The sequence below is a fragment of the Microbacterium sulfonylureivorans genome (genome assembly GCF_003999995.1).
GTDB classification, from domain to species: Bacteria; Actinomycetota; Actinomycetes; order Actinomycetales; family Microbacteriaceae; genus Microbacterium; species Microbacterium sulfonylureivorans.
Window position 1 is genome coordinate 347,967 of record NZ_RJAD01000002.1, and the last position, 20,952, is coordinate 368,918.

At 70.5% G+C, this 20,952-nt stretch carries 17 protein-coding genes; 10 read left to right on the forward strand and 7 right to left on the reverse strand.

Going from position 1 to position 20,952, the window contains the following annotated elements; all coding sequences use genetic code 11:
- The first annotated feature begins 10 nt into the window (after positions 1 to 10).
- Together EER34_RS11180 and EER34_RS11185 are read left to right on the forward strand one after the other, a co-directional pair.
- Entirely contained in the window at positions 11 to 1,096 is a 1,086-nt protein-coding gene (locus tag EER34_RS11180) for a zinc-binding metallopeptidase family protein (RefSeq protein ID WP_127474835.1), read from the forward strand.
- Positions 1,093 to 2,769 carry an acyl-CoA dehydrogenase family protein gene (locus tag EER34_RS11185; RefSeq protein WP_127474837.1) on the forward strand — a complete coding sequence of 559 codons (1,677 nt, stop codon included), beginning with the start codon at positions 1,093 to 1,095 and terminating at the stop codon, positions 2,767 to 2,769. Before EER34_RS11180 ends, EER34_RS11185 begins: the two co-directional genes overlap by 4 nt.
- A 3-nt stretch (positions 2,770 to 2,772) precedes the next feature.
- Here the strand turns inward: EER34_RS11185 and EER34_RS11190 are convergent, their stop codons facing one another.
- The gene (locus EER34_RS11190; RefSeq protein WP_127474839.1) at positions 2,773 to 3,873 is read right to left on the reverse strand and encodes an endonuclease/exonuclease/phosphatase family protein; all 1,101 of its coding nucleotides are present in this window, start codon (positions 3,871 to 3,873) and stop codon (positions 2,773 to 2,775) included.
- A gap of 94 nt (positions 3,874 to 3,967) precedes the next feature.
- Between EER34_RS11190 and EER34_RS11195 the strand changes: the two genes are divergently transcribed.
- Positions 3,968 to 5,170 carry a glycoside hydrolase family 3 N-terminal domain-containing protein gene (locus EER34_RS11195; RefSeq protein ID WP_240642288.1) on the forward strand — a complete coding sequence of 401 codons (1,203 nt, stop codon included), beginning with the start codon at positions 3,968 to 3,970 and terminating at the stop codon, positions 5,168 to 5,170.
- Between the two features lies 1 nt (position 5,171).
- Here the strand turns inward: EER34_RS11195 and EER34_RS11200 are convergent, their stop codons facing one another.
- The 4 genes from EER34_RS11200 to EER34_RS11215 are packed head-to-tail and all read right to left on the reverse strand — an operon-like array spanning position 5,172 to position 8,569.
- The gene (locus EER34_RS11200) at positions 5,172 to 6,047 is read right to left on the reverse strand and encodes a 3-methyladenine DNA glycosylase (protein ID WP_420845975.1); all 876 of its coding nucleotides are present in this window, start codon (positions 6,045 to 6,047) and stop codon (positions 5,172 to 5,174) included.
- Positions 6,048 to 6,095: 48 nt separating this feature from the next.
- A complete protein-coding gene (locus tag EER34_RS11205; protein WP_127474841.1) occupies positions 6,096 to 6,809 on the reverse strand; it encodes an SOS response-associated peptidase in 714 nt (237 codons plus the stop codon).
- Positions 6,810 to 6,837: 28 nt separating this feature from the next.
- A complete protein-coding gene (locus EER34_RS11210; RefSeq protein ID WP_127474843.1) occupies positions 6,838 to 7,872 on the reverse strand; it encodes an App1 family protein in 1,035 nt (344 codons plus the stop codon).
- 4 nt (positions 7,873 to 7,876) lie between these two features.
- Positions 7,877 to 8,569 (reverse strand): DedA family protein, encoded by a 693-nt coding sequence (locus tag EER34_RS11215; RefSeq protein ID WP_127474845.1) that lies wholly within the window; start codon positions 8,567 to 8,569, stop codon positions 7,877 to 7,879.
- Positions 8,570 to 8,611: 42 nt separating this feature from the next.
- Between EER34_RS11215 and pabB the strand changes: the two genes are divergently transcribed.
- The 5 genes from pabB (at position 8,612) to holA (ending at position 16,682) form a co-directional block, all read left to right on the forward strand.
- Entirely contained in the window at positions 8,612 to 9,916 is a 1,305-nt protein-coding gene (gene pabB, locus EER34_RS11220; protein ID WP_127474847.1) for an aminodeoxychorismate synthase component I, read from the forward strand.
- A 70-nt stretch (positions 9,917 to 9,986) separates the two neighbouring features.
- Positions 9,987 to 12,578 (forward strand): leucine--tRNA ligase, encoded by a 2,592-nt coding sequence (gene leuS / locus EER34_RS11225; protein ID WP_127474849.1) that lies wholly within the window; start codon positions 9,987 to 9,989, stop codon positions 12,576 to 12,578.
- 99 nt (positions 12,579 to 12,677) lie between these two features.
- The gene (locus EER34_RS11230) at positions 12,678 to 13,277 is read left to right on the forward strand and encodes a ComEA family DNA-binding protein (RefSeq protein WP_240642289.1); all 600 of its coding nucleotides are present in this window, start codon (positions 12,678 to 12,680) and stop codon (positions 13,275 to 13,277) included.
- Positions 13,278 to 13,280: 3 nt separating this feature from the next.
- Positions 13,281 to 15,617 carry a ComEC/Rec2 family competence protein gene (locus EER34_RS11235; RefSeq protein ID WP_240642290.1) on the forward strand — a complete coding sequence of 779 codons (2,337 nt, stop codon included), beginning with the start codon at positions 13,281 to 13,283 and terminating at the stop codon, positions 15,615 to 15,617.
- A 27-nt stretch (positions 15,618 to 15,644) separates the two neighbouring features.
- On the forward strand, positions 15,645 to 16,682 hold the full coding sequence (gene holA / locus EER34_RS11240; protein ID WP_127474851.1) for a DNA polymerase III subunit delta: 1,038 nt from the start codon (positions 15,645 to 15,647) through the stop codon (positions 16,680 to 16,682).
- A gap of 74 nt (positions 16,683 to 16,756) precedes the next feature.
- On the opposite strand, the gene rpsT is transcribed toward holA, so the two are convergent.
- Positions 16,757 to 17,017: a 30S ribosomal protein S20 gene (gene rpsT / locus EER34_RS11245; protein WP_127474852.1), complete on the reverse strand. Its 261-nt coding sequence runs from the start codon at positions 17,015 to 17,017 to the stop codon at positions 16,757 to 16,759.
- A gap of 108 nt (positions 17,018 to 17,125) precedes the next feature.
- Positions 17,126 to 17,848 carry an alpha/beta fold hydrolase gene (locus EER34_RS11250; RefSeq protein WP_127474854.1) on the reverse strand — a complete coding sequence of 241 codons (723 nt, stop codon included), beginning with the start codon at positions 17,846 to 17,848 and terminating at the stop codon, positions 17,126 to 17,128.
- 48 nt (positions 17,849 to 17,896) lie between these two features.
- On the opposite strand from EER34_RS11250, the gene EER34_RS11255 reads away from it, so the two are divergent.
- Together EER34_RS11255 and lepA are read left to right on the forward strand one after the other, a co-directional pair.
- Positions 17,897 to 19,039, forward strand: a complete 1,143-nt coding sequence (locus EER34_RS11255; protein ID WP_127474856.1) for a pyridoxal phosphate-dependent aminotransferase — start codon at positions 17,897 to 17,899, stop codon at positions 19,037 to 19,039.
- A 50-nt stretch (positions 19,040 to 19,089) separates the two neighbouring features.
- Positions 19,090 to 20,943: a translation elongation factor 4 gene (gene lepA / locus EER34_RS11260; RefSeq protein ID WP_127474858.1), complete on the forward strand. Its 1,854-nt coding sequence runs from the start codon at positions 19,090 to 19,092 to the stop codon at positions 20,941 to 20,943.
- The last annotated feature ends 9 nt before the right edge of the window (positions 20,944 to 20,952 follow it).

Consider the following 20,952-nt stretch of genomic DNA (forward strand, 5'->3'; position numbering starts at 1 on the left):
CGGTGAGACCGTGAGCTCTCAGCCCCGCTGCCCGCACTGCCGCCACTTCGTCTACCTCGACACGCTGACGTGTCCGAACTGCGAGGCCGAGCTGGCGTTCCACATCGTCACGCGCGAGTTCCACGGCGTGCGTCACGGTAGCGTCGTGATCGACGACAAGACCTGGTACACGTGCTCGAACCGCGAGTGGGCGTGCAACTGGCTCGTGCGCGAGGACGCCCCTGCGGGACGGTGCTTCTCCTGCCGTCTCACACGACGTCGGCCGGACGCCGACGACACGGTCGCCCTCGAGAAGCTCGCCAAGACCGAGGAGGCAAAGCGACGGCTCCTGCTCCAGCTCGGCGACCTCGGCGTGCCGATCGTCCCGTGGGACGTCAAAGCGGGCGGGCTCGGCTTCGACCTCATCTCGAGCCTGTCGGACGGGAAGCCGGTCACGATCGGCCACGCCAACGGCATCATCACGATCGATCTCGCCGAGAGCCTCGACGACCGCCGCGAAGCTCTGCGCGTCCGCCTGGGCGAGCCGTACCGCACGATGCTCGGCCACCTCCGCCACGAGGTCGGCCACTACTACCAGAACGTCCTCCTGACAGACGATGCCTTGTGGGCGCGCTGCCGGGCGCTCTTCGGAGACGAGCGGACGAGCTACCGCGACGCGCTCTCGCGCCACTACAAGCTCGGAGCGCCCGCGGACTGGCATGAGGGCTTCATCTCCGAGTACGCGACCATGCACCCCTGGGAGGACTTCGCCGAGACCTTCGCCCACTACCTCCACATCACGGGAACCCTGCAAACGGCGGCGGTGCTCGGCATCCATCTCGATTCGTCGGTGACGAACCTCCGCGACACCGACGTGGTCCCGCTCGAGTCCTACCGCGAGGAGCCCATCCAGCGGCTGCTGAGCGACTGGGAGTGGATGTCCCAGGGGTTCAACCGCATCAATCGCGCGATGGGCTTCGGCGATCTGTATCCCTTCACGATCGTCGGTCCGGTGCGCCACAAGCTCGAGTTCGTCCACGACATCATCACCAGGGCGCCTCTGACGTTCGAGGAGCAGTGGGCGCTCGCGTTCGCGACGGACACGGAATGCACATGACCTCGTTCTCGCGTGGCCAGCGGGTGATCGGCGCGGCCACGCACTACGTCGAGAACCAGCCGCCGTGGCGGGTCGACGTCGACGAGTACGGCTCCAACGCGCCGCTGGTGTCCGCGGTGGACGCCTTCGGCGCAGGCTGGGCCGACGTCGCTCTTCGCGATGCCGGTGCGCTGGTGGGCTCGGCCGGCTTCCAGCGCGACGCCGAGCTGGCGAACGTGCACACGCCGGTGCTGCACACGCATGACCGCTGGGGGTTCCGGCTCGACGAGGTCGAGTACGACCCGTCCTATCATCGGGTGATCTCCGCGGCGTTGGCGCACGGCGCGCACACGTCGGCGTGGGCTGATCCACGTCCGGGTGCGCACGTCGCGCGCGCCGCCACCTTCATGCTGTTCGCCCAGGTCGAGCCCGGGCATGCGTGCCCGGTGTCGATGACGCACGCGGCGGTGGCGTCGATCCTCGACTCTCCCTGGGTCGCCCAGGACTGGCTGCCCCGGCTCTATTCGCGCGTGTACGAACCGCGCCTGACCCCGGAGGCGAAGCCGAGCGCACTGATCGGCATGGCGATGACCGAGAAGCAGGGCGGCTCCGACGTCCGGGCAGGAACCACGGTCGGCACGTCGATGGGCGGACACGCCTATCAGCTCACCGGTCACAAGTGGTTCTGCTCGGCGCCGATGTCGGACGGGTTCCTGGTCCTCGCGCACACTCGCCGCGGCTCGACGGAGGAAGGCCTGTCCTGCCTCTTCGTGCCGCGGATGCTGCCGCACGGCATGCGGAACGTCTTCCGCCTTCAGCGGCTCAAGGACAAGCTCGGCAACCGAGCCAACGCCTCCGCCGAGGTCGAGTTCGACGGGACGATCGGCTTCGTGCTCGGCGAGCCCGGGCGAGGCGTGCGGACGATCATCGAGATGGTCCAGCGCACACGTCTGGACTGCGTCCTCGGCACGGCGGCAGGCATGCGGCAGTCCGTGGCCGAGGCGGTGTGGCATGCGCGGGATCGGCGGGCGTTCGGCGCGCCTCTGGTCGATCAGCCGGCGATGACGGCGGTCCTCGCCGATCTCGCGCTGGAGTCCGAGGCGGCGATGCTCACCGGACTGCGTCTCGCGCAGCTGTTCGAGGCGGAGGCATCCGACCGCGACGTGGCCCTCCGCCGGCTCGCGACGCCGGTCGCGAAGTACTGGGTGTGCAAGCGCGGTCCCCATCACGCCTACGAGGCCGTCGAGTGCCTCGGCGGCAATGGATACACCGAGGCGTTCCCGCTCGCGCGGCGCTACCGCGAGCAGCCCGTCATGGCGATCTGGGAGGGCTCGGGCAACGTGATCGCACTGGACGTGCTCCGCGCGCTCACGCGCGACCCCGGCTCCGGTACCGCCTTCGCCGACGAGCTCGCGACCACGACCGGGGCCTCGTCCGCATTGGATGCGCACGTCGAGCGCGCGCTGAGCCTGCTGCGCGGACTCCACGGCGCCGAACCGGAGGAGGCGCAGACGCAGGCGCGGCGGCTGACCGAATCGCTCGCGCTCGCGTTCCAGGCGTCACTCATGCTCCGCCACGCGCCGTCTGTCGACGCCGAGGCGTTCATCGCCGCACGACTGGGTGACGATCGCAGCGCACAATACGGCGCGCTCCCGAAGGGGACGGATGCCGCGGCCATCGTCGCCCGGCACTGAGGCTCACTGCCCGGCTATCGGCCGGAGGTACTCGTCGGAGAAGTCGGTGCGGATCTCCACCCACAGCGGTGAGTGGTCGCTCATCTGCCATGTGCGCCACTTCCGGTAGGCCGTGCGCACCCCCGCTTCATCCGCTCCATCCGGGATCGTGTGCGCGAAGTGCGGGCGGTAGGCCTCCAAGTCCTCTTCGCGGAAGACGTCGGCGAACGGCTTCTCGATTCCGCCGGCCGTGACCTCGAACCGATCGTCCCTGACGCGCGTCGCGATCTGGTCGTAGTAGTGGTCGCGATCCGCGATGCGCGACCCGTCGATGGCGGCGGGCACCTCGAACCCGTGCCGGAGCAGCGCCTGCATGGTGCCGTGCTCGGGGCTGACCACGTTGAAGTCCCCGAGCGCGATCACGTTCTCGACGTTGCCGACTCCGCCTCCGGCCGGCTTCGGCGCGTCATCCTGGCGCTTCGCAAGGAAGGCCGCGAGCCGGTCGATCTCGGCGATGCGTCGCGCCAGCAGCTCCCCGCTGTCCTCGCCGAAGTAGATGTGCACGGTGCACAGCGAGAACTTGAACCATCCGGAGGCGAAGGAGACCAGGAAGGGACTGCGGGCGAACTGCAGCCCGCCGGGTGCGCCGCCCGCGCCGGCACCGGCGTTGCCGACCACGAGCTGTCCTTCCGGGAGGACGATCTCTCCGGCGATGTTGCGGAACCGCACGCGGTCCCGATTGAACAGGAACGCCATTCGCTCGCCGTTGCCGCTGCGCCCCTCGGTGATGTCCGTGGCGATGAAGTCCCAGTCCGGCCCCAGGATGTCGAGCACCCTGTGCAGCGGCGACAGGTCGCGGCTCACCTCCTGCACGGCGACGAGGTCGAAGCTCGCGAGCATCTCGGCGATGTAGTAGAAGCTCTCCGGAAGGCGTGGCCCCATGCCGAACTTCCCGGAGTCGAAGTCGCGGATGTTCCAGGTCGCGAGCAGCAGACGCGCGTCGTCCCGTCGCTCGCGAAGAGGGCGGAGCGTCTGCCGCATGGCCAGGAGCCGTTCGGCGCAGCGCCGGCCGGCGACAGGGTCTTCGCCGGCCAGACGCTTGATTCCGGAGTAGTTGGTGCCCATGGGAGGCCTCCTCGACGGTTCTGCCACACAGGAGAGCGCTGCGGGGTGCGGTGATACCCGGCCCGGTTCGAGCCGCCGCACCTAGGCTGATGGTGTGAGAGCCGGAGTGCGAGTGACCGCTGTGGGGGTCATGGTCGCCGGGACGCTGGCGTTCGGGCTTCCGAACGGATCGTGGGCGGATGCCGCGCCCTCGCCGAACGTGACGGGATCCGTGCGGATCGTGCCCGCCACCGCATCCGACCTCGAGCAGTCCGCTGTCCGCCGCGTCGAGGCGATGTCGACGAGGGAGGCCGCCGCGTCCGTGGTGATGGGGCACATCCCGACCACCGAGCCCGCGGCGCTCGAGTCCTACATGGAGTCCACCGGAATCGGCGGGTTCATCCTCATGGGCGCCAACATCCCCGCCGACGAGAGAGGACTCCGTGCGGTCACCGCTGCGCTCACGACCGACCCGGACCTGCCGCCCGTCATCGCCGTCGATCAGGAGGGCGGCGACGTGTCTCGGCTGACGTGGGATGCTTTTCCGTCCGCGATCGAGTTGAAGTCCGCCCCGCCTGCCGAAGCGCAGGACGCCTTCGCCGGCAGGGCGGGGCTGGTGCAGCGAGCCGGTATCGGGGTGAACTTCGGGATCGTCGCGGACGAGACCGCCGATCCCTCGTCGTTCATCTACCGGCGTGCGCTCGGGACGTCACCGACCGGCGCCGCCGAGCGGGTCGCCGCCGCGGTGGCGGGGGAGCACACGGCGGCGCTGTCGACGCTGAAGCACTTCCCCGGCCACGGCGCCGCCCCAGGCGACTCGCACGCGAGCATCCCGTCCACGGCGATGACCAAGGAGCAGTGGAGTGCCGCCGACGGGATTCCGTTCCAGTCGGGGATCGACGCCGGAGCGCCGCTGCTCATGTTCGGGCACCTCGCGTACACCGCGGTAGACGCGAAACCGGCGAGTCTCTCGCCCGAATGGCACCGCATCGCGCGCCAGGAGATGGGGTTCGAGGGCGTCGCGGTCACCGACGACCTCGGAATGCTCGAGGCATCCGGAGTGCCCGCCTACGCCGATCCGGTGGCGAACGCCGTCGAGGCGATCGTCGCGGGGAACGATCTGGTACTGGCGGTGATGTACACCACGGCCGACAGCGCCCCGCGCATCGTCGACGGGATCGCGGCCGCGGTCGAGTCCGGGGTGCTGCCCGAGGAGAGGCTTCGCGAGGCGGCGACGCGGGTGATGGCTCTGAGGCTCGGGCAGGCGGCCGCGGGCCGAGGGCTCGTCCCATGCGGCGACTGCGTACCCGTGGAGTGACTCAGCCCCGGTCGACGGCATCGAGCAGTCGCGAGCGGAGTGCCTGCCCCCGCTCGGCGAAACCGCGCTGAGCGCGGACGTAATCGGCCTTGCCGTCGGCTGTCTCGATGGCGACGGGCTCGTAGCCCCACTCGAGGAGGTCGTACGGCGACGCCCTCATGTCGAGGGTGCGGATGTCGCGCGCGAGTTCGAACGTGTCGAGCAGCAGGTCACCCGGCACGAGCGGACCGAGCTTGACCGCCCACTTGTAGAGGTCCATGCCGGCGTGGAGGCAGCCGGGCTGCTCGAGCTCGGCCTGTCGCTCCCGCGAGGGCGCGTCTCGATTCAACGGCACTGCCTCGGGAGTGAAGAACCGGAAGGCGTCGAAGTGGGTGCAGCGCAGGTCGTGGGCCTCGACGACCGCGTCGGTGGCCTCCTGTCCGAGTCGCAGTGGGGCTGCGTGACGGTGGCCGCGTTCACGGTAGACCATCGCCCACTCGTGGAGGCCGAAGCATCCGAAGCTGCCTGCTCGCCCGGCCGTCGCACGCAGGATGCGGCCGATGTTGACGATGAGCGCACCGCGCTCCGCACGCAGCGCGGCGCCGTCGACCGCCAGCGACGACGGCGCGTCGCCGGGTCCGTACCAGCGCCACTCGGCGCGTGCGGTGCCGGAGGCGTCGGCCAGCTCGACGCCCGAACCGGGGTGCCACCGGCGCAGGACGGACGGCTTGTACGAGTAGTACGTGAAGAGGAAGTCCTCGACCGGATGCCGCTCCCCGCGCGCCGCGCGTGCACGATGACCGGCGGTGAGGGCATCCGCGCGCGAGGCGTGCGCGTCTTCGAGGGCATGCCACTCCGCGGCGCCGAGCACGGCGGAGCAGGGTGGGGCGATCGTCACCGTTCGAGGATACGCGGGGCTCCTCGACGCACGCCGGGAGCCGGGACCTCACGCGTCGATCGGCTCGATGAGTTCGGGGGAGTTGTTGCGGACGTTGCCGACTGCCTTCGACACGACGTGGTCGTCGAGCGTCTCGGCCAGCGCCGGGGCGGCATCGATCGCCGCGTCGAGGACATCGCGGACGTTGTCGGTGGTGGGATCGAGCCACGCGTCGGCGTGATCGGCGTCGAGGAACAGCGGCATCCGATCGTGGATCGAGCCCAGGTGGCCGACCGCGTCGCGCGTGAGGATCGTGAAGCTCAGCAGCCAGCGCGCGGGATCGTCGTCTGCCTTGGACTTGTCGCGCCACCACTCGTACAGTCCCGCCATCAGAAGCGGGGAGTCGTCGGCCGGATGGATGTAGTGCGGCGTCTTCACGCCGTCGACGGTCTTCCACTCGTAGTATCCCGAGGTCGGGACCACGGCCCTTCGCTTCTCGAGCGCCGTGCGGAACATCGGCTTCTCTTCGAGCTCCTCCGAGCGGGCGTTGAACGCGCGTGCCCCGATCTTCGGGTCTTTCGCCCAGCCCGGCACGAGTCCCCAGCGGGCGCTCTCGAGCCGCCGAGTCGGCAGCTCCTCCTTGAGCGAGTCGAGCACGATCGCCACCTGCGCGGTCGGCGCGACGTTGTACGAGGGCTCTGGAAGATCGTCTCCCTCGACGTCGACCCGGAGCACGCCGACGAGCTCGGATCCGGCACTGGCCACCACGAAGCGTCCGCACATACGGCCAGCCTACGCGCGGCCCCCGACGTCAGTTCGCGACGACGCCGACCTGCTCCAGGCGCTCGAGGAGGCCCGCCCCGTCCGACTCGGAGACCCAGGGGACCGACGCGGCCGAGTGGTCGTTGACCGCCGTGCGCCCGCCGGCGAGCACCGCCTCCGCGGGCGACAGACGCCGGATGGCGACCCCCACGACACTATGCGGATGCTCCGCCGTGAAGGTGGTGTAGAGCTCGTCGTCGTGCTGGCCGTCATCGCCGATCAGCAGCCAGCGGACATGGGGGAACTCCTGGGCGAGGCGGCGGAGATTGGAGAGCTTGTGCGCCTTCCCGCTGCGGAACCAGCGGTCGTGCGTCGGGCCCCAGTCCGTGAGGAGGAGCGCCCCGGGCGGGAACAGATGGCGGCGGAGGAAACGCATGAGCGTCGGGGCGATGTTCCAGGCGCCGGTGGAGAGATAGACGACGGGTGCGCCGGGGTTGTCGCGCACGACACGCTCCATGAGGACGGCCATGCCCGGCACGGGCTGGCGCGCGTGCTCGTCCACGACGAACGAGTTCCACGCCGCGAGCAGCGGACGGGGGAGTGCGGTGACCATCACCGTGTCGTCGACGTCCGACACCACGCCGAAGGCGACGTCCGGGGCGACCACGAAGGCGCGGGTCTCGACGGGCTCGCCGCCCTCCACCGACATCGTGAACGTCTGCCAGCCGGGCTCGAGGGTCGCCGGCAGCTTCACGTCGATCACCCCGCCCCGATCGGCGACGACGTCGTGGTCGACGCCCGCGATCGTGACGGTGACCTGCGCGTAGCCGATGGGCACGGCCACGAAGCTGCGCCAGCCGCGCACGCTCGCGTACTCGCCCGACTCGGTCTGCTTCACCGGGGGCACGATCATGACACGGCCGAGCACGCGCACCCATTCCGGTCCGGCGTAGCCCGGGAACGGCGTCACCGTCGGAGTCTGCCCGCGCCCGCGGGCACGGCGCTCGCGCCAGGAGTGGAAGCGGTACTCGAGTCGGGCGAACCACAGCACCTTGGTGCGGGGGGTCGTCGCTGTCGCGGGCATCCCCTCAGTCTTCCACGTCCTCCTCGATGAGACCTGCACGGGAGGGGTCCTGCTCGTGCCCGTGGTCGAGGTGCTTGCGCTCGGCGCGCTCGATGATCTTCTTCGTCACGAACACCAGCGCGAGGAACACCGCGATGATGCCGACGAAGATGTAGCCGGCGTAGTGCAGCTGGTCGGCGAGCTGCCGGTAGGTGCCGGCGGCCACGGCGGCGACCGAGATGTAGAGAGTCGCCCAGATGACGCAGGCGGGGATCGTCCAGGCGAGGAATCGCCGGTACGGGTAGCCGCTCATGCCGACTGTGAGCGGGACCAGCGAATGGAGCACGGGCAGGAAGCGCGAGATGAAGATGGCCGGCCCGCCTCGCCGCAGGAGGTAGCGCTCCGACCGCGCCCAGTTCTCGTCGCCGATCTTGCGCCCGAGCCAGGAGTGCTGGATCTTCGGGCCGAGGAAGCGTCCGAGCCAGAACCCGATGCTCTCGCCGATCACGGCGCCGACGACGACTGCGACGCCGAGCAGCACGCCTTCGAGCGGTGAGGCGACCGCGGTGGCCGCGACGATCACGACGGTGTCGCCCGGCACGACGAGCCCGATGAGCACGCTCGTCTCGAGCATGATCGCGAAGCCGGCGAGCAGCGTCCGGACGATCGGATCGACGCTCTGGACGGCGTCGAGCAGCCACGTCAGGAACTCGTTCACGCCCCGAGCCTAGAACGCGCGCCCGCCGTCTAGCCTGGGAACATGTCGGAGCCGCCCATCGCCGTCGAGCTGACGGGATGGGTGGATCCGGCATCCGCCTTCTCAGGACTGCACGCGGACGACGCACACGCCTTCTGGCTGGACGCCGGCCCCGACGCCGACCGCGGCTGGAGCTGGGTGGGTGCCGGGACCCCCGAGCCCGACGCCGGTTCGGTGCGCGCCCTCATCTGCGCCGCCGAGAGCAGGACCGCGTGGGAGGCCGGTCGGTTCCGCGGCGGGTGGGTCGGATGGCTCGGCTACGACGAAGCCGCGCAGCGCGCAGGGGCGCCGGCACGCCTCGACGCCCGGCTGCCGTCGGAGCAGTGGCTCCGTGTCGAGACCTTCCTGGCGTTCGACCATGCCGCGCGCCGCGCGTGGGCGATCGGTCCGGCGTCCGCCGCCGAGAAGCTCGCCCGCGCTGCGACCGCGCTCACCGCCGACTCCGTGCCGGTGCCGGATCCCGCATCGCCGACCGTGGCGCATCCGCGGCACACCGCCGAGGAGTACGCCGAACTCATCGAGCGCTGCCGCGGTTCGATCCGCGAGGGCGACGCCTACCAGCTGTGCCTCACGACGCGGTTCGAGGTCGAGGCATCCGTCGACCCGCTCGTGACCTACCGGCGCCTCCGTGGGGCGACGCCCGCACACCACGGCGGCTTCCTCCGCTCGGGCGACGTGGCGCTCGCGAGCGCCAGCCCCGAGCGGTTCCTCGAGGTGGATCGGGGGATCGTGCGCACCCGGCCGATCAAGGGCACGCGCCCGCGCGGCTCCGATGCGGCGACCGACGCCGCACTGGCAGAGGAGCTGCGGACGAACGAGAAGGAGCGCGCGGAGAACGTCATGATCGTCGACCTCATGCGCAACGACCTCTCGCGCGTGTGCGACGCCGGCTCCGTCGGGGTGGACGGCCTGCTGGAGGTCGAGTCCTATCCGGCCGTGCACCAGCTGGTGAGCACCGTCTCCGGCACGCTCTCGGACGGAGTCACGGTCGGCGACCTCCTCGACGCCGCGTTCCCCGCCGGCAGCATGACGGGGGCGCCGAAACTGTCCGCGATGACCATCCTGCACGAGCTGGAGAACGGGCCACGAGGCGTCTTCGCAGGGTGCTTCGGGTGGATCGGCGACGACGGCGCGCTCGACCTGGCGATGGTGATCCGCTCGATCGTCGTGCACCCCGGCGGTGCGTACGTCGGCGCCGGCGGGGGGATCACGTGGCGATCGGATGCCGCCGCCGAGGTCGCCGAGGTGGGGATCAAGGCGCGCGGGCCTCTCGCGGCGCTCGGCGCATCGCTTCCGCCCGGCTGGTGAGGGCGCGGGTCCGGTAACCTGGAGTTTCGCGCTGCGCGCGCCCTCAGGCATCCTCCGATTGGTTCTCTCCGTGTCACAGACCCTCCCGCCCGACACCGCTGTGCCCGCCGAAGGCGGGGGCTACGACGCCTATTCGATCCAGAGGAAGTGGCAGGCGCGCTGGGACGAGGCCGACCCGTTCCGCGCGGGCGGCGACGACGACACGCGACCGCGCAAGTACGTGCTCGGCATGTTCCCGTACCCGTCCGGCGATCTGCACATGGGTCATGCCGAGAACTACGCGTACGTCGACGTCGTGGCGCGCTTCTGGCGTCATCGCGGCTACAACGTGCTGAACCCCATCGGCTGGGACTCGTTCGGGCTGCCGGCGGAGAACGCCGCCATCCAGCGAGGCGCCGATCCGCGCGAGTGGACGTACGCGAACATCGAGCAGCACAAGAAGAGCTTCCGCGAGTACGGCTCGTCCTACGACTGGTCTCGCATCCTCCACACCAGCGATCCGGAGTACTACCGCTGGAATCAGTGGCTGTTCCAGCGGCTGTTCGAGCGCGGCCTCGCCTATCGCAAGGAGAGCCCGGTCAACTGGTGCCCCAACGACCAGACCGTTCTCGCGAACGAGCAGGTCGTCGACGGGCACTGCGAGCGCTGCGGCGCCGAAGTGGTCAAGAAGAAGCTCACGCAGTGGTACTTCAAGATCACGGACTACGCCGACCGGCTGCTGGACGACCTGAACCAGCTCGAGGGCTTCTGGCCGCAGAAGGTCATCCGCATGCAGCGGAACTGGATCGGACGCTCGGTCGGAGCCGACATCGAGTTCGAGATCGAAGGCCGCGAGGATCGCGTGACGGTGTTCTCGACACGTCCCGACACGCTCCACGGCGCCACGTTCTTCGTCGTCGCGCCCGACAGCGATCTGGCGGCCGAGCTCGCCGCCGGCTCGTCGGCGGAGGTGCGCACCCGCTTCCAGGACTACCTGGAGCGCGTGCAGCGCGAGACCGACATCGAGCGTCAGAGCACCGATCGCCCCAAGACGGGCGTGTTCCTCGACCGCTGGGCGATCAACCCGATCAACGGCGAGCGCCTCCCGATCTGGGCCGCAGACTACGTGCTGGCCGACTACGGCCACGGCGCGGTCATGGCCGTTCCGGCCCACGACCAGCGCGACCTCGACTTCGCACGCGCCTTCGATCTGCCGGTCAAGGTGGTCGTCGACACGACCGCGCCCATCACCGGCGCGATCCCCGTGATCGAACTCGACGACGACGGCGTGCCGATCGATCCGGGCGCGGACGAGGCATCCCTCGCCGACCTCGACCCGGCCACGACCGGCGTCGCGCTCACCGGAGAGGGCCGCATGATCAACTCGGGCGCCCTCGACGGGCTGTCCAAGCGCAACGCCATCGCGCGGATCATCGAGCAGCTCGAAGCAGCCGGCGTCGGCCGAGCCGCGAAGTCCTACCGCCTGCGCGACTGGCTGATCTCGCGCCAGCGCTTCTGGGGCACGCCGATCCCGATGATCCACACCGACGACGGGCGGATCGTTCCCGTGCCCGACGACCAGCTCCCGCTGCGGCTGCCCGACGTGCACGGCCTCGACCTCACGCCGAAGGGAACGTCGCCTCTGGGCGGCGCGGCCGAGTGGATGGCGACCGTCGATCCCGAGACGGGCGCGCCCGCGCACCGCGACCCCGACACGATGGACACATTCGTCGACAGCTCGTGGTACTTCCTGCGCTTCCTGGCGTCCTCCGATCCGACGCAGGCGTTCCCCACGCGCGAGGCCGACAAGTGGGCGCCGGTCGACTCGTACATCGGCGGCGTCGAACACGCGATCCTGCACCTGCTGTACGCGCGCTTCATCACGAAGGTCCTCTTCGACATGGGCCTGATCGAGTTCACCGAGCCGTTCACCAGCCTCATCAACCAGGGCATGGTGCTGCTCGGCGGCTCGAAGATGTCCAAGAGCAAGGGCAATCTGGTCGAGTTCGCCTCGAGCATGGTCGACCCCGGCGCCGACGCGGTCCGCACGGCCATCGCGTTCGCCGGCCCGGTGGAGGACGACATCAACTGGGAGGATGTCTCGACGACGGGCGCCCAGAAGTTCCTCGCGCGCGCCTGGCGCGTCGCGAAGGACGTCGCGAGCGACCCCGACGTCATCTGGGCCGAGGGCGATCCCGCGCTACGGCGCGTGACCCATCGCCTGCTGGCGGATGCGCCCGGGCTCATCGAGCAGAACAAGTTCAATGTCGTCGTCGCACGCCTGATGGAGCTCGTCAACGCGAGCCGCAAGACGATCGACACGGGGGCGGGTCCTGCCGATCCCGCCGTCCGCGAGGCATCCGAGGTCACCGCGATGGTCCTCGACCTCTTCGCGCCGCACACGGCCGAGGAGATGTGGGAGATCCTCGGATACGAGGGCTTCGTCGGCCTCGTTCCGTGGCGCAGCGCCGACCCGACCCTCCTCGTCGAGGAGACCGTCACCTCGGTCGTGCAGATCGACGGCAAGGTGCGTGCGACGCTCACCGTGCCATCGCGGATCGACGCCGCCGAGCTCGAGCGGCTCGCTCGCGCCGACGAGCGGGTCGTGCGGTCGCTGGCCGGACGTGAGATCACGCGAGCGGTGGTGCGTCCGCCGAAGGTCGTCAGCTTCAGCACCCACTGAGCGCGCGCCGGCTCCTCCACGGGAGCCGGCCGCGGCCCACGCTCCACAGGGGCATCCGTGGACCGGATCGGTCCGTTCGGGCGCTCCTAACGTGGGTGCGTGACAGACGACGGCGACCCCGAGCGCGTCGCGCCTCGCCGCCGCCTCGGGCTGGGCGCCGCGGTCGTGCTGGTGATCGTCGCCCTCGCCGTGACCGTCGGCATCGGCATCCTCCGCGGCGCTTCGACGCCGATCGAGCAGGTGGGGATCGACGGAGCCGACGAGACGGATGCCGCGACCCCGGCCGTGCTGTTCGTGCACGTGTCAGGGGCGGTGGCGGCGCCCGGGCTGTATGTGCTCGATGACGGCGCCCGGGTCGTCGACGCCGTTGCTGCCGCGGGCGGCTTCGCAACGGACGCCGACGAGGCCGCGGTGAACCTCGCCCGGCCGCTCGGCGACGGCGAGCAGCTGTATGTGGCCGTGGCGGGCGAAGCCGGTGCCGCCACGGCTGCGGCGCAGGCGACCGATGGCCGCGTCGACCTCAACACCGCTGATCTGGCGGCGCTCGACACGCTTCCCCGGATCGGCCCGGCGATGGCCCAGCGCATCATCGACTGGCGTGATGAGAACGGCCGGTTCACCGCCGTCGAGGATCTGCTCGCGGTGCCGGGCATCGGCGACAAGATGCTCGATGCGCTTCGCGACCTCGTGAAGGTGTGAGCCGTGCCGCTCGCGCAGACGCTGCGCCTCGCGCCTGTCGCGGCGCTCGCGTGGGCAGCGGCGATCGTGGCGATCTTCATGCCGGAGGCCGCGGCCCCGGTCGCCCTGGTGTGCTGGGCAGGCGCGGTCGGAGCCCTGCTGTGGGGTGCGGGCGCGCGGAGATCCGCGCGACGCGGACGCCGATTCGTCCTCGGCATCGCGGCATTCGCGCTCGCGGTGGCGGCGGCTGCGGCGTCCCACGCGGCCCTCGCGCAGCCTGCGCGCGATGCCGTCGGGCGTCTCGGCCTGTCGGGCGGACGCGCCGTCACCGTCGAGGCGACGGTCGTCGGGAAGGTGGAGCGACGAGCGGACGGAGCGCTGGCGTTCGACGCGATCGCGACGCGCATAGACGTGGGCGAGGCGTCGCACCGTGTGCGGGTCGAGATCGTGGTGCGCACCCAACCCGCCGATGTGCATCCGCTCGGGGCGCTCGATGTCGGCGCCGTGGTGGAGGTTCGGGGAACGGCCGCACCGTCGCGACCGGGCGAGCGTGCGCTGCTGCTCGTCCGCGGCTCCCGCGGAGTGGACGTCCTCCGTCCGGCCGCCGGCTTCGCGGAGTCGACGGCGGCTCTTCGGCGGGGGCTCGTCGCGTCCGCCGAAGGACTCCCTGGCGACGGCGCCGGGCTCGTCCCGGGGCTCGCCGTGGGCGACACGTCCGCCGTGTCGCCTGAACTCGACGCCGCGATGAAGGAGTCCTCGCTCTCGCACCTCACCGCGGTGTCGGGAGCGAATTGCGCTCTGGTCGTGGGGATCGCGTTCCTCGCCGCCGCGGCGGCCGGCGCACCTCGCGGCGTGCGCGTCCTTGTGGGCGTCGCGGCGCTCGGCGGCTTCGTGCTGCTGGTGACGCCGGAACCGAGCGTCGTCCGCGCCGGCGTGATGGCGGCGATCGCGATGCTGGGCGTTCTGCTGGGACGCCCCGGCGCCGGTGTCTCCATCCTTTCGCTGGCCGTGGCGGTGCTGCTCGTCGCAGACCCGTGGCTCGCCGGCTCGCTCGGCTTCGCGCTCTCGGCCGCCGCGACCGCGTCGCTCCTGCTCTTCGCGCGCCCACTCGCGCGCGGGCTCGAGCGGTTCCTTCCGAGGACGCTCGCGCTGGCGCTCGCCGTGCCCTTGGCGGCGCAGCTCGCCTGTGGTCCGCTGCTCGTCCTGATCGCCCCGCAGGTGCCGGTCTACGGCGTGCTGGCGAACCTGCTCGCCGCGCCCGCGGCACCGATCGCGACCGTCGTCGGCCTGGCGGCCTGCCTCGCTGCGCCGATCCCGTGGCTGCAGAGCGGCCTGACCGCGCTGGCGTGGGCACCGGCCGCGTGGATCGCCGCGACGGCGACCACGATCAGCGCACTTCCCGGCGATCTCGTTCGCTGGCTCGAAGGATGGCCGGGCGCGGTCAGCCTCGGCGTTCTCGGCGGCGCACTGGGCGTCCTCATCGCGCTCCGACGGAGGACGCGTCGCGCACGTCTGGCTGTGGTGGTGTCGGCCGCGCTCGTCGCGATCGTCGTCGGTGTGATCGCCGGCGGCGGGCTGCTCGGGTCGGTCGCCGGGCGGTGGGCGCTCCCGTCGCAGTGGAGCGTGCTCGCGTGCGACGTGGGCCAAGGGGACGCCGTACTGCTGCGGGCGGGCGACGCGGTGGCCCTCGTCGACACCGGACCGGAGCCCGAGCCGTTGGCGGACTGCCTCGATCGCGTCGGCGTCGGACGGATCGATCTGCTCGTCCTGACCCACTTCGATCTCGACCACATCGGCGGAGTGTCGACCGTGGTCGGACGTGTGGGTACGGTCCTCCACGGCCCCGCCGACGCCGACGGCGCGCGGATCCTCGACGCGCTGCGGTCTGGCGGCGCGGAGCTCGTCGACGTGCACGCGGGGCTGTCGGGTGACCTGGGGCCGGCGCGGTGGCGCGTCGTGTGGCCCCCGCCGACCTCGCTCGCGTTCGAGGAAGGCAACGACGCAAGCGTCGTACTCGACGTCCGCGGCGGCGGCATTCCGCCGACCCTCCTCCTGGGCGACCTGTCCGCGTCGCCGCAGTCCGCGCTCGGGGCGTCCGGTGCGCTCGATCCGCCGTACGCGGTCGTCAAGGTCGCGCACCACGGCAGTGCGGACCAGGACGCCGGGCTGTACCGGCTCGTCCGGCCCGCGGTGGCGCTCGTCACCGTCGGCGCCGGCAATGACTACGGACATCCGAGGCGCGAGATCCTCGAGGTGCTGACCGGGCTCGGCGCGCGCGTGGCACGGACGGACACCGGGGGAATCGTCGCGCTGTGGGGGACGGGCGACAGCGTCGCGATCTGGCGGGAGCGGGGCGGGTGAGTCGGGGGGCCTCGCTAGGCTGGACACATGGCAACGACCGCGCGACGCGCCCCCTCGAAGGCTGCGCGCAGCGCGATCCCGCAGCTGTCGTGGCGGGCCCCGCAGCCGGCGCCGATCGTCCTGGTGTCAGGCCCCGAAGACGTGTGCGCAGAGCGGGCGATCGCCGGTGTCCGCGACTATCTCCGCGCTGAGGACGCCAGCCTCGAGGTCTCCGACCTCCGGGCCGACGACTACGCGCCCGGGTCGCTCCTGGCTCTCACCTCGCCCTCGCTCTTCGGAGAGCCACGGCTGGTGCGCGTGACCGGGGTCGAGAAGTGCTCCGACGCGTTCCTGTCCGAGGCGGTCTCCTACCTCGTCGCGCCGCAGGACGGCGCGACTGTGGTCCTCCGGCACACCGGGGCGACCGTCCGCGGCAAGAAGCTCCTCGACGCCGTCCGCGCGGGGGAGGGCAAGGGCGTCGAGATCCCCTGCCCGGCGATCAAGCGCGACTCCGATCGCTACGACTTCGCCGCGGGCGAGTTCCAGTCCGCCAAGAAGCGCATCGCACCGCCCGCGCTGCGCGCGCTGGTGTCTGCCTTCGCCGACGATCTCACCGAGCTGGCGGCGGCATGCCAGCAGCTGATCGCCGATGTTCCGGGCGACGTCACCGAGCAGGTCGTCGAGCGCTACTACGGAGGTCGCGTCGAGACCTCCGCCTTCGCCGTCGCCGACACGGCCATCGCCGGGCGCTACGGCGATGCGCTCATCTCGCTGCGGCACGCGCTGGCGTCCGGGGCCGACCCCGTGCCCCTCGTCGCCGCGATCGCCCTCAAGCTGCGCACGATGGCCCGGGTAGCGGGCAGTCGCGAGCCCGCAGCCGCTCTCGCCGGGCGCCTCGGTCTGAAGGACTGGCAGGTCGACCGGGCCCGTCGCGACCTCACCGGGTGGAACGAGACGTCGCTGGGCATGGCGATCCAGGCGGCCGCGCGGGCGGATGCCGAGGTCAAGGGCGGCTCGCGCGATGCGGTGTTCGCGCTCGAGCGCCTCATCACCGTCATCGCCACCCGTGCCCCCTACGGGGACTGATCCGCAACGCGTCCCTCAACGCCGAAGGCCCGCCCCGTGAGGGGCGGGCCTTCGGACGTAATCCGAGGTTCGGATCAGAGTGCAGCAACCTGCTTCGCGATCGACGACTTGCGGTTCGCGGCCTGGTTCTCGTGGATGACGCCCTTGCTCACGGCCTTGTCGAGCTTCTTGGTCGCCTTCTGCAGAGCCTTCTCGGCGGCGGCCTTGTCGCCGGCGGCGATGGCCTCGCGGGTGCGACGCACCTCGGTCTTCAGCTCGCTCTTGACGGCCTTGTTGCGCTCGTGCGCCTTCTCGTTGGTCTTGTTGCGCTTGATCTGCGACTTGATGTTCGCCACGTGTCGACGTCTTTCGTTCGGAGTGAAATGGAGAGTGCCGGTCGGCAGAAGAGGGCTGCGTCTCGGCGGTCGTGAGGGGGTCACCCACACGCAAGCCAATCACCGAGTCTACCAGGTCTGATCGAGCGTCGTGATCGCCAGGTGCAGGAGCGCGTTGAAGACCTCGGGTCGCATCACGGTGACGTGGTGGGTCGTGCGCGGGACGACGACGAGCTCGGCGTGCGGCGCGATCTGCGTGAACAGCCGCTCGTTCACGCGGAGCTGGTCGTATTGGCCGTTGATGAACCACAGCGGCACCTCGATCCGACCGAGGGCGGAGAGCAGATCGAGCACCGACAGGCTGCGCAGCGCGACGTGCTGCGCATCCAAGGCGTAGCCGCCGGCGCCGAAGTCCTGCCGCGTCTCGTCCGGCAGGATCCGGTCGAGCATCCTGTCCGTCAGCCACATCCCCCGGTCGGGGAGCGCGTCGAACCGCCGGGTGAGGAATCGGTAGGACGCGAGTCCGACGCCGCGCGGGATCGAAGTGCATGAGGCGGCGATGAAGCCGGCGACGGGCGGAGGATCCTCCTGTCCGACGTACTCGATGCACAGGAGGCCGCCCATCGAGTGTCCGGAGAGCAGCACAGGACCGCGGGTCGCGGCATCCCGCACCGCATCGTCGATGGTGGCGAAGGCGCCCTCGAGCGTGAACTCCTCGGTCATTCGCGACCCGTGCCCCGGCAGATCGACCGCGACGACGGGGTTGCCCCGCTCCGTCAGATACTCGACCTGGGAGCGCCACATGGTCGCGGACGTCCGGATGCCGTGCACGAGGACCACTTGCACGACCATCGCCCCAGGCTAGCCAACTCGCCGCGAACCGGCTCTAGCATGGCGACCATGCCCGAAATCGCAGCGCACGTCGCCGGGATGCCGGGATCCGGCGTCCGTCACATCCTCGAGAAGGCGCTCCTCCGGCCGGGCACGATCATCCTGGCGGTGGGGGAGCCCGGCGAGCTGGTCGGGCCGGCGGTCCGCGACGTCGCTGCCGGCGCCTGGCGCGACGGCGACATCCGCTACACGCCGAACGGCGGGATCCCCGCCCTTCGGGACGCGATCGTCCGCAAGCTCGCCCGCGACAACGATGTCCACGTCGATGTCGAACAGGTGTGGGTCACGGTCGGAGCGACCCAGGCACTGCACATGGCGATGTCGCTGGCGCTCGCCCGCGGCGACGAGGTGCTGGTGCCCGACCCCGGATACACCACCTTCACGATGAACGCGCACCTGCTGCAGGCGACTCCGGTGCCCTATCCGCTCCGCCCCGAGCGGGCGTTCCAGCCCGCCCTCGAGGAGATCGAGGCACTGGTGACCCCGCGCACGCGGGCCATCATCGTCAACACCCCGTCGAACCCGCTGGGCTCGACCTTCGACCTCGACACGCTCGAGGCGCTCCTCGCCCTCGCGCGACGGCACGACCTCTGGGTGATCAGCGACGAGGTCTACGAGCGGTTCACCTGGGGCGGGCGGCACGTGAGCCTGCAGTCGCTCGACGCCGACGGCCGTGTGCTGTCGGTCTTCTCGATGTCGAAGACCCACGCCATGACGGGAGCCCGAGTGGGATGGCTCGTGACGCCACCCGGATGGAGACCGACGATGCTGCGCGTGCAGGAGTCGATCGTGAGCTGCGTCGACGCGCCGTCACAGCGCGCGGCGGCTGCGGCGCTCGACGGCGATCAGCGAGACGTCGAGCGAGCGGCCGTCCACTACCGCGACAGCCTCTCGGCGGCCATGGCGGCGCTCGACGGACGTGGCATCCGCTACCTCCCGCCCACCGGCGCGTTCTACCTCTGGATCGACGTGTCGCACGCGTCGGGCGGCGATGTCGCGGCGTGGTGCGAGCGGTTCCTCGACGAGGCCGGTGTCGCGGTCGCACCCGGCACGGCGTTCGGAGCGTCGGGCGAAGGATGGGTCCGCGTGTGCGTCGCGAGCGACCGGGCCGAGCTGCTCGAGGGGCTGCGGCGGCTCCCTGCGCCTGCCTGACAGCACCTGCGCAGGGTGGGGGCCCGCCTCACCCGTAGAATCGTCGGGATATGTCACCGCGCGCCCTGAAGCCTCTCGAGCCGTCTGCGACCCCTCCCGAGCTGATCCGCAACTTCTGCATCATCGCCCACATCGACCATGGCAAGTCCACGCTGGCCGATCGGATGCTGCAGATCACCGGTGTGGTCTCCGACCGCGACATGCGGGCGCAGTACCTCGATCGCATGGACATCGAGCGCGAGCGCGGCATCACGATCAAGTCGCAGGCCGTCCGCATGCCCTGGCAGACGGCCGAGGGCACCTTCGCGCTCAACATGATCGACACCCCCGGACACGTCGACTTCACGTACGAGGTGAGCCGGTCGCTCGCCGCCTGCGAGGGTGCGATCCTGCTGGTGGACGCCGCGCAGGGCATCGAGGCGCAGACCCTCGCCAACCTCTATCTGGCACTGGAGAACGATCTGCAGATCATCCCGGTCCTGAACAAGATCGACCTGCCCGCGGCCGACCCGGAGAAGTACGCCAAGGAGCTCGCGAGCCTCATCGGCGGCCGTCCTGAGGACGTGCTGCGCGTCAGCGGCAAGACCGGCATGGGCGTCGAGGACCTCCTCGACCACGTCGTCGCGCAGATCCCGGCCCCGAAGGGCGATCCCGACGCACCGTCGCGCGCGATGATCTTCGACTCGGTCTACGACTCCTACCGCGGCGTCATCACCTACGTCCGCATGGTCGACGGCACGCTGAACCCCCGTGAGCGCATCCAGATGATGTCGACGCGCGCGATCCACGAGCTCCTCGAGATCGGCGTCTCGTCGCCCGAGCCCACCCCCACGCGCGGGCTCGGCGTCGGCGAGGTCGGCTACTTGATCACCGGCGTGAAGGATGTGCGCCAGTCCAAGGTCGGCGACACCGTCACGAACGCGGCCAAGCCGTCGAAGGACGCGCTCCCCGGTTACACCGACCCGAAGCCGATGGTCTTCTCCGGTCTCTACCCGATCGACGGCAGCGACTACCCGGTGCTCCGCGAGGCGCTCGACAAGCTGAAGCTGTCGGATGCTTCGCTCAACTACGAGCCCGAGACCTCGGTCGCGCTCGGCTTCGGCTTCCGCTGCGGCTTCCTCGGCCTCCTTCATCTCGAGATCGTCACCGAGCGTCTCGAGCGAGAGTTCGGCCTCGACCTCATCTCCACCGCGCCGTCGGTGACGTACGAGGTCGTGACCGACGACAAGAAGTCGTTCACGGTGACCAACCCCAGCGAGTTCCCGTCGGGCACCAAGATCGCCAGCGTGACCGAGCCGATGGTCAAGGCCGCGATCCTCGCGCCGAAGGACTACGTCGGCACGATCATGGAGCTCTGCCAGTCGCGTCGCGGCACCTTGCTCGGCATGGAGTACCTCGGCGAGGACCGCGTCGAGATCCGCTACAGCATGCCGCTCGGCGAGATCGTGTTCGACTTCTTCGACCACCTGAAGTCCAAGACCGCGGGCTACGCCTCGCTCGACTACGAGCCCAGCGGCGACCAGGAGGCCGACCTCGTCAAGGTCGACATCCTGCTGCAGGGCGAGCCGGTCGATGCGTTCAGCGCGATCGTGCACCGCGACAAGGCCTACGCGTACGGCGTGCTCATGACGGAGCGCCTCAAGAAGCTCATCCCGCGCCAGCAGTTCGAGGTGCCGATCCAGGCCGCCATCGGTGCGCGCATCATCGCGCGCGAGTCCATCCGGGCGATGCGCAAGGACGTCCTCGCCAAGTGCTACGGCGGCGACATCAGCCGCAAGCGAAAGCTCCTCGAGAAGCAGAAGGAGGGAAAGAAGCGCATGAAGATGGTCGGTCGCGTGGAGGTCCCCCAGGAGGCGTTCATCGCCGCGCTCTCGGGAGACACCGAGAAAAAGGACGCCAAGTAGGCTGGTCGT